Source organism: Nostoc sp. UCD121, from assembly GCF_014222285.1.
GTDB lineage: Bacteria > Cyanobacteriota > Cyanobacteriia > Cyanobacteriales > Nostocaceae > Nostoc.
Window position 1 is genome coordinate 1 of the sequence record NZ_JACKZS010000281.1, and the last position, 8,084, is coordinate 8,084.

Sequence of the window (8,084 nt, forward strand, 5' to 3'; positions counted from 1 at the left end):
ATTAATTAATGCCCAATGCCCAATTCCCAATTCCCAATGCCCAATTCCCAGTTCCCAATTCCCAAGAAAATTAAGTAATTGTTATAAGAGAATGACTATAGTTCTCATTAGAGATATCTTAGCAAATATGAGGAAGCTTATATTTACCAAATAATTTCTGAAATTGACTTATAGTCAGCCTTTAGAGAGAGGGCGATATTGCATGAACTGGAAAAACCAGGAAATTTAATGTCGCTATATAGCCAAAACTTCTCATAAATGTTACAATTATTAATAAGGTTCCAATAAAAAAATGTTTAAGAAGCTACCTTTTATCTAACTGTAGATACTTGTGAAAAGTAGGAAATAACTGTAACTTTTAGCAGTTAAGAAGCCTAAATTTGTTTATTATGAGCAGCCGAATTTATCGGGCGCGTAAGTTGCAAACCATACATGGGTTCCCAGTCTGACTGGGTAGCACCCTAACAAAGCATCTATCCCTTAATGACCCTACCGCCAAACCCATCATTACCAAAGAGTAGCGCCATGAAGACCGCTCAGACAGCCACAGACCTCGTGCGGACTTACCTGCGTGAGATTGGCCGTGTGCCACTCTTAACACACGAGGAAGAGATTTTTTATGGTAAACAAGTGCAACGTTCTTGTACTTTGCACGAATCAAGAGAATCTCTTGCCACCCAGTTAGGTCGTCAACCGACCTTAGAAGAGTGGGCCAAAGCGACAAAGTTAGAACCAGCAGAATTGAACGAAGCGATCGCTGATGGTGAAATTGCCAAGCGTAAAATGGTAGAAGCCAATTTGCGCCTGGTAGTCTCCGTTGCTAAAAAGTACATCAAGCGCAACGTCGATTTACTGGACTTGATCCAAGAAGGTAGTATTGGTATGCAACGTGGCGTAGAAAAGTTTGACCCTACCAAAGGGTATAGATTTTCTACTTATGCCTATTGGTGGATTCGGCAAGCTATCACTCGTGCTATAGCCGAAAAAGCTCGTACTATTCGGCTGCCTATCCATATTACTGAAAAATTAAATAAGATTAAAAAGGCACAGCGCCAATTGTCTCAAAAGTTGGGACGCGCTCCTACAGCTGGTGAACTAGCTCAAGAATTAGAATTAACCCCCAAACAAGTACGAGAGTATCTAGAAAAGGCGCGTTTGCCCCTTTCCTTGGATTTGCGGTTGGGTGATAACTACGACACTGAACTCGGAGAAATGCTCGAAGATCCAGGAGCATCTCCAGAAGAGTTTGTCATGCAATCTTCCCTATCTTATGACTTAGATCGTCTCATGGGCGATCTTACGCCGCAACAAAGGGAAGTAATCACACTACGCTTTGGTTTAACTGATGGGCAAGCGCTGACTCTGGCTAAAATCGGTGAAATACTGAACATTAGCCGAGAAAGAGTCCGGCAAATTGAGCGGGAAGCTTTAACCAAACTTCGCAAGTCTAAAGCCAACATGGGTGAATATTTGGCGAGTTAAAAACAGAGACGCGATTAATCGCGTCTGTACAGGAATTGGGAGTGAGGAGTTTTAATGAACTTCTCACTCTTTGCTTTATTTGTTAGGGTGACGAAAATACGCTGACTTTAGTACGGTTACACCTACTTCCATCAGAAAGCGAGGCTGTTACATTAGTTGACAGGAAGACAAAACAGCTAGCTAAGTCAAATCCAAAACAGGCATTTAGTATTAAAATCACAAGCACCGTAGCCAGTAGTGGTAGTTAAGGAGCTAAAAAATGAGTAACCCATCCAATCGTGTCTCAGAATTTTTCAATAGCGAATCAGAAACCAACGATTTACTATGGCAGTATGTTAAATCCTTGAGTCCAGAGACAGTTACCCAGCTATCTAAACCTACATCTGCCGAAGTTTTTCAGGTGATGGAACGGAATATTACAGGACTATTGGGTAATCTACCTTCAGAACATTTTGGCATCACTGTCAGCACCAGTCGGGAAAGTCTGGGTCGGCTTTTGGCTTCTGCTATGATTAGTGGTTACTTCTTACGTAATGCTGAACAGAGAATGAATTTTGAACTCGCCCTACAAGGGACAGATACCAACAACACTGAAGTTGACTAGAAATAGAAAAGTTAGCAAATTCTATATTGTTGTTGGGCTGATTGCTAGCCACAGTCACGGGTATAAGAATTAAAAATAAGGCTCTGCGAAATCTTTGGCGCTAATTCCCAATAATTATCAGCTAGATTTTTTTAAAATATCCAAAACAGTGACGCATTAAGGTTGAAATTTAAAAAATCAAAACTCGGCAGAGTTAAAACTAGTCTGCCGAGTTTTGTTGTTAATCATCTCCCCCTCTTGTCAATCAATTATGAGTGAAACCAGTTCTTTCCCGCCCCATAAAATCATTGGTGTTGCAGTAATTTGGAATGACCAAAAGCAAATTTTAATCGATCGCCGTCGTCCAGAAGGAGCAATGGGCGGTTTGTGGGAATTTCCTGGTGGTAAAATCGAGCCTGGTGAAACTATTCAAGAGTGTATTCAACGGGAAATTTCCGAAGAACTAGGAATAGTAATTGAAGTGGGAGAGCATCTGATTACTATTGACCACACCTATACAAATTTGCGCGTTAGCCTCACAGTGCATCACTGCTGCCATGTTACAGGTGTTCCCCAACCTTTGGAATCCGATGAAATTCGCTGGGTAACTTTGGAAGAATTGGATCAGTTTACTTTTCCGAAAGCAAATACTCAAATTATTGCTGCTTTAAAAGGGAATTGAGAATTGGGAATGGAGAATGGGGAATTGAGAATAGGGAAGAGTTTTTTAATACTTAATGCCCAATGCTTCTCTAAAAGAGGCTGCGCCAAAGATTTCTCTCCGAGACGCTAGGTGAACGCTCAGTACAATTCCCAATTCCCAATACCGTAACAATCTATTAATTGCATCAGGTTGAGTCCCGCAATTTTCTACAATAGGCGCAGAGACTTTGATAAAAGGTATCAACAAATAAATGCCTAAAACTGTTGCCGATGTGATGAGCCGCGATCCTATTGTCGTTCGTGCGGAAACTCCACTGAAGGAAGCTATCCAAATTCTCGCAGAACGCCACATCAGTGGACTACCTGTTGTGGATGATGTCGGGAAATTGGTGGGCATTATCTCAGAAACCGATTTGATGTGGCAAGAAACTGGTGTTACTCCACCTGCGTACATTATGTTTCTTGATAGCGTTATCTATTTAAAAAATCCTGCTACTTATGAACGTGACTTACATAAAGCACTAGGGCAAACCGTTGGGGAGGTGATGAGTAAAAACCCGATCGCAATTTCCCCTGATAAAACTTTAAAAGAAGCCGCTACAATCATGCACGATCGCAGCGTTCACCGCTTGCCAGTACTTGATGGTACAGATCAAGTAATTGGTATCCTCACTCGTGGTGATATTATTCGGGCAATGGCAGCAAGTCAAGAATAATCAATTAACAGTTAACAGCCTGATAACTGATAACTGTTAAGTATTTTTTACACTTTTGAAAATCAAGGATAAATAAATGAGTGTTACTTCGGAGTCTGTTAAGCAATTGCTAAGTTCTGAAGATTTAGGCGATCGCTTACGTGCAGTAAATCAAATCCGCCAACTGGAACCTAAGGTTGGCTTTGAATTGATTCAAACAGCCATTAGCGATCGCAATTCCCGTGTCCGTTACTCAGCCGTGAGTCAAATGGATACACTCGGAACACAAGATTTACAATTATCTTTGGATATCTTGCGCGATCGCTTGCTTCATGACTCTGAAGTAGATGTACAAGCCGCAGCAGCAGACTGTATAGGCGCACTCCAACTACATGACGCTTTTGAAGACTTAAAGGAGGTTTATTACAAGACTGATGAATGGCTAATACAATTTAGTATCATCGCTACATTAGGAGCATTGGGCGATCCACGAGCCTTTGAATTACTCAAAGAGGCACTCTCATCAGAAACCGAATTAGTGCAAACTGCTGCTATTAGTTCGTTCGGTGAATTGGGAAATTTAGAAGCAGTTCCCCTGTTAGCTCCTTATGCTACCAATCCAGACTGGCAAATGCGTTACAGAGTTGTACAAGCGCTGGCTCTTTTGGGTGGTGCAGAAGCCAAATCTATATTAGAAACACTGGCTAATGATGAAGTCGAAGCGATCGCAAATGAAGCGAAACAATCTTTGCAATTAGTCTGATAGCAGAAAAAAAATCGATCTGGTTGCTAAAATTTTTCATTCCAGCCAGATCGAATAGATAAATTAGAGTTACTTTTAGTTGCTAAAAGTAACTTGTTTATATTTGAGGATAGGACTATTGAAGGACAGTTTTGCGGCGGCGAGACATCACCATTACAGCACCTACTGCACCCAAGCCTAGTAATGCAGCTGGTTCGGGAACGGAAGTGGTGAACGTAGAACCAGAAAAAGTCAAATTAGCCAATGAACCGCCAGTAGTATTGAGAATTGTATTTGCCTGAGCAACAGTAGTATTATTTCTTTGGAAAGATAAGCTTCCTGCTCCTTTAGTTATCTCACCAGTAGCGCTGGTAAAGTATCCCCACAAATCAACGGCTATAGTAATGTTTGCACCAGTCTGAGTTATTTTGTAATCAGAAGACTTCAACGTAAAAATATTCTTGCCATCAGCTAGAGAAGCTGTACTTTCCCCAGGCAAAATAGTACCAGGAAGGGTAAGATTACCAAGGTCTAGAAATGGGTTTTGCACAGTATCGCTTGCGAATGAGATGATATCACGTATACTTGCTGAATTGAAACCTAAGAAACTTCCTGTCTGAGCGGCAATAGCAACTGGGGTACTCTTTACGCCATTGGAATCTGCGATAATGCTATCTGGAGTAAAGGTTAGTGAATCTTTTTTTAATGTTACTAAACTGTTAGCAAATGGATTTACAGTTAGACCACCGTTAAAACTGAACTCACCTTTAAGTGCAGCAGCCTGTGCAGAACCAGCAGAGGTAAACATCCCAGCAGTAGCGAGGGGAAGTGCAGCAGTAATGGCTAAAGTTGCATTTAGTAATATAGATTTAAAACCAATCATTGTCTTCGAGGCTCCTAATAATAATCTTAAATCAGAGCAATTGCTTTACTTTTCATCTCAGTAATTTCTGGAAAATACTGTCAGTGAAAGCGAAACTTGCGTGATGTATTTCTTATCTCCATGAAATCACATAGATTTAGGGCCTGCAATATTTACTGAGTGGTCTTCATTACATCTTTAACGGATTACTATCCTTCATGAACTCTTAATTCATGACATATCCGGGCTTAGTATATCTTTCATTTAATAAGGTTCAAATTGTTGGCAATAGCTCTGAATTAAAGAAAGTCACTTTACGTAATCCAAGTTTACAAGTAATTTTTAATACTTTGCATTGCTCAACCATTTTTTAGATAAATAGAGTACGCAGTGTATCTATTCGCTTCAGTTACTAATATTTAGTGAAACAGTTCCTCTCGTAAAATAAAAGAGAGGAACCAAATTGCTAGCTATTACCGTTGTTCTCAAATGCTAAGAACCAAATACCTGTGGCCAAGTTGTCACAACGAAAACTACAACTGCTGCGATCGCTAACAACCCTTGAATCAAATTTCCCACCAAAGAGCCGACTACAATTCCTATACCTGCTTTAACCGCCAACCCAAATTCACGTCGGTAAATGTACTCACCAATAATTGCTCCCAAAAGCGGGCCTAGTAAAATTCCTAACAGTGGCCCCCCAAAAGGCAATGTTGGCAATAATCCCAAAAATCCGACAACTAAACCGACAATTGCGCCGATTTGCCCCCATTTGCTAGCTCCAGCTTGTCTTGCTCCCACATAGCTAGCTAAAAAATCTACTCCGACACTGAGCAGTAAAACAATAATTGTCACAATTAGAGGAATCTTGATAGCCGCGAAGGAACTACTAACGATTCCCCAGACGATAATTGCAATTAAAATTAAGCTGCTACCGGGTATGGCTGGAACTACAGCACCGATGATACCCACAACCATTACGGCAATTAATAGCCAATAAATAATTTGCATAGATAAATTTCTAAATTTCCGAGCGCCCCTACTTTATATTGTATCTGGGCAAAATGCTGATAAATGCTTAGATTTCACCGACAGCAAATATGATTTTCTAGTTTAATCTGCTAAAATCTCTCTGCGATCGCTCAAAGCTCATCTTAAATAATTGTGGGTTGTAGGAATATATCCCTAGCTACAGGCGCACTGAAAGCACAAGCCGTTCGTACCGACTAACTGAACTTCCCAAACACTCCAAAATAAAGCTCAAAACTTATGACGAGAAAAATATTAACTGGACTGAGTTCAGAAGCCTACGAACATCCTTTTGATCGCAAAGCCTTGGCTTCTTTGCAAAATATGCCTGGTGTTTCTTTACTACTCAAGAAAGTTAACGAATACGGCATCGACCGCTTACTTAGACTGCAAAGCCTTGGTAGTGAAATCAGAATTTCGCCCCGTAATTTTCCCCAATTACATCAAGCATTGGTAGAAACCTGTGAAATTCTTGATGTTGCTCCCCTTCCTGAACTGTATCTGTTTCAAGGCACAGGACACATTGAAACCTATATTGTTGGGGTGGAAAAACCCCTTGTTGGTATCAATTTAGATGCAATGGAGTGGCTTGGCCCGGATGAGTTACTTTACGTTTTCGGACACGAAATTGCTCGTATCAAGAGTCAGCACATGGTTTATCACCAAATGGCAATTGTGATGCCAACTTTGAAAAATTTGTTAAGCAGTACAACGCTGGGTGTGGGTGGTTTGATAGCTGGTGGTATGGAATTGGGTTTGTATAATTGGCGGATGATGGCTAGGTTCACTGCCGATCGGGCTGCTTTGCTTGCTTGTCAGGATATTGATGTAGCAACTACTACACTGATGAAACTCGCAGGCTTGCCAGATGAGTACTTAACTACTGCTGTAATGGACGATTTTCTTGTCCAAGCCCGTGAGTTTGCATCTAATAACTTTGATAGTGTGGATAAAGTCACTAAAATATTAAGCTATACAGAGCCTGGGCTTTCTTGGGTAGTTATGCGGGCTGGCGAATTATTAAGATGGGTTGATTCTGGAGCTTATGATAATTTAATTCAACAGACGAATTTAGATACACCCGAAGAATCAGAAGCAAAAGAAGAAAAGACACCAGAAGAAAAGGAAGGGTGGAATTTTTTGACTTCTTGGTGAGTTAATAATTCGTAATTCGTAATGGGCTACGCCCCGCTACGCTATCGTAATTCGTAATTAACTCTAGATAAGAGGAAATTAATTTGAGTTAATAATTACAAATTACGATTTATTCTGACAGATGACCAACCCAAATTTATATTAGTTGGTTGGATCAAGTCGAGCTAAGAGTAACGGCTAATTTATCAGCAATTCCGGCAATCCAATTTTCATCTTGTTTGGTATAACTGCGAGGAGCATTCGCTCCCAAAATTAGCGCACCTTGGTTGCCAATAGGTTGACAAATTACACCTTGAGTATTCTCTGGTAAATAATCAAATTCAAGCCTACCTGGATATATTTTTAGAGCAACTAGATAAATCGGCTTTTGTTTTTCGAGTACCTGTTTTAAGATTACTCCTGGTACAACTTCAGATTTAGTACCTAAAATACCACGACGCAACAAAACTTTGCCTTGATAATAAACCACTAGCGATCGCGTTACTGTATTAGTCAACAATAAATGAGATGCCCAGGCTAGCTCTGTTTTCACGGCTTCGGGTAAATCTGCTGCCAGTACAAAACCTTCCTCTCCAATTAGTTCTACAATATCAGGCGATCGCGGCTGAACTTGCTGCCAAATTAAACCCGTCAAAATTAACACCGCACTCAAAATCACGCCCACCACATCACCACGCGATTGAGACTGAGTTAATTCCGGTGTTAATAAACGGTTAATCAATAAAAGTACAGCGCCTAACCCACCTACGACAATGGGTAGACGCCGCAAAACTCGATTAGGGTCAGTCATTTGTCATTTGTCATTTGTCATTGGGCATTGGGCATTGGACAATAAATAATTAAAGTTTTTCTCCCCCTGCCCCCTACTTCCCC

At 40.7% G+C, this 8,084-nt stretch carries 9 protein-coding genes; 6 read left to right on the top strand and 3 right to left on the bottom strand.

Annotated elements, in window-relative coordinates:
- Positions 1-525: 525 nt before the first annotated feature.
- From GNF10_RS33165 to nblB, 5 genes are all read left to right on the top strand, one after another.
- Positions 526-1,482 carry an RNA polymerase sigma factor, RpoD/SigA family gene (locus GNF10_RS33165; protein WP_114081492.1) on the top strand — a complete coding sequence of 319 codons (957 nt, stop codon included), beginning with the start codon at positions 526-528 and terminating at the stop codon, positions 1,480-1,482.
- A gap of 259 nt (positions 1,483-1,741) precedes the next feature.
- Positions 1,742-2,086 (top strand): DUF760 domain-containing protein, encoded by a 345-nt coding sequence (locus tag GNF10_RS33170; RefSeq protein ID WP_185581106.1) that lies wholly within the window; start codon positions 1,742-1,744, stop codon positions 2,084-2,086.
- 250 nt (positions 2,087-2,336) lie between these two features.
- Positions 2,337-2,747 (top strand): 8-oxo-dGTP diphosphatase MutT, encoded by a 411-nt coding sequence (gene mutT / locus GNF10_RS33175; RefSeq protein WP_012412036.1) that lies wholly within the window; start codon positions 2,337-2,339, stop codon positions 2,745-2,747.
- A 232-nt stretch (positions 2,748-2,979) separates the two neighbouring features.
- Positions 2,980-3,444: a CBS domain-containing protein gene (locus tag GNF10_RS33180; RefSeq protein ID WP_012412035.1), complete on the top strand. Its 465-nt coding sequence runs from the start codon at positions 2,980-2,982 to the stop codon at positions 3,442-3,444.
- Between the two features lie 76 nt (positions 3,445-3,520).
- Entirely contained in the window at positions 3,521-4,186 is a 666-nt protein-coding gene (nblB, locus tag GNF10_RS33185) for a phycobilisome degradation protein NblB (RefSeq protein WP_185581105.1), read from the top strand.
- Positions 4,187-4,301: 115 nt separating this feature from the next.
- Here the strand turns inward: nblB and GNF10_RS33190 are convergent, their stop codons facing one another.
- Both GNF10_RS33190 and GNF10_RS33195 read right to left on the bottom strand, forming a co-directional pair.
- A complete protein-coding gene (locus GNF10_RS33190; RefSeq protein ID WP_185581104.1) occupies positions 4,302-5,048 on the bottom strand; it encodes a PEP-CTERM sorting domain-containing protein in 747 nt (248 codons plus the stop codon).
- A gap of 471 nt (positions 5,049-5,519) precedes the next feature.
- The gene (locus GNF10_RS33195) at positions 5,520-6,038 is read right to left on the bottom strand and encodes a DUF456 domain-containing protein (RefSeq protein ID WP_012412032.1); all 519 of its coding nucleotides are present in this window, start codon (positions 6,036-6,038) and stop codon (positions 5,520-5,522) included.
- A 258-nt stretch (positions 6,039-6,296) separates the two neighbouring features.
- Here GNF10_RS33195 and GNF10_RS33200 point away from each other — a divergent pair, with 258 nt between their 5' ends.
- Complete coding sequence (locus GNF10_RS33200; protein ID WP_185581103.1) at positions 6,297-7,211, top strand: M48 family metallopeptidase; 915 nt, start codon at positions 6,297-6,299, stop codon at positions 7,209-7,211.
- Between the two features lie 154 nt (positions 7,212-7,365).
- Here GNF10_RS33200 and GNF10_RS33205 read toward each other — a convergent pair whose 3' ends face one another.
- Positions 7,366-8,001 (bottom strand): cofactor assembly of complex C subunit B, encoded by a 636-nt coding sequence (locus tag GNF10_RS33205; RefSeq protein WP_185581102.1) that lies wholly within the window; start codon positions 7,999-8,001, stop codon positions 7,366-7,368.
- Positions 8,002-8,084 lie beyond the last annotated feature (83 nt).

What these genes read in the sequence shown, in the direction of transcription:
- GNF10_RS33205 (WP_185581102.1), bottom strand. Translation starts at nt 8,001, where the DNA reads ATGACTGACCCTAATCGAGTTTTGCGGCGTCTACCCATTGTCGTAGGT.
- GNF10_RS33195 (WP_012412032.1), bottom strand. Translation starts at nt 6,038, where the DNA reads ATGCAAATTATTTATTGGCTATTAATTGCCGTAATGGTTGTGGGTATC.
- GNF10_RS33165 (WP_114081492.1), top strand. Translation starts at nt 526, where the DNA reads ATGAAGACCGCTCAGACAGCCACAGACCTCGTGCGGACTTACCTGCGT.
- GNF10_RS33200 (WP_185581103.1), top strand. Translation starts at nt 6,297, where the DNA reads ATGACGAGAAAAATATTAACTGGACTGAGTTCAGAAGCCTACGAACAT.
- GNF10_RS33180 (WP_012412035.1), top strand. Translation starts at nt 2,980, where the DNA reads ATGCCTAAAACTGTTGCCGATGTGATGAGCCGCGATCCTATTGTCGTT.
- mutT (WP_012412036.1), top strand. Translation starts at nt 2,337, where the DNA reads ATGAGTGAAACCAGTTCTTTCCCGCCCCATAAAATCATTGGTGTTGCA.
- GNF10_RS33170 (WP_185581106.1), top strand. Translation starts at nt 1,742, where the DNA reads ATGAGTAACCCATCCAATCGTGTCTCAGAATTTTTCAATAGCGAATCA.
- nblB (WP_185581105.1), top strand. Translation starts at nt 3,521, where the DNA reads ATGAGTGTTACTTCGGAGTCTGTTAAGCAATTGCTAAGTTCTGAAGAT.
- GNF10_RS33190 (WP_185581104.1), bottom strand. Translation starts at nt 5,048, where the DNA reads ATGATTGGTTTTAAATCTATATTACTAAATGCAACTTTAGCCATTACT.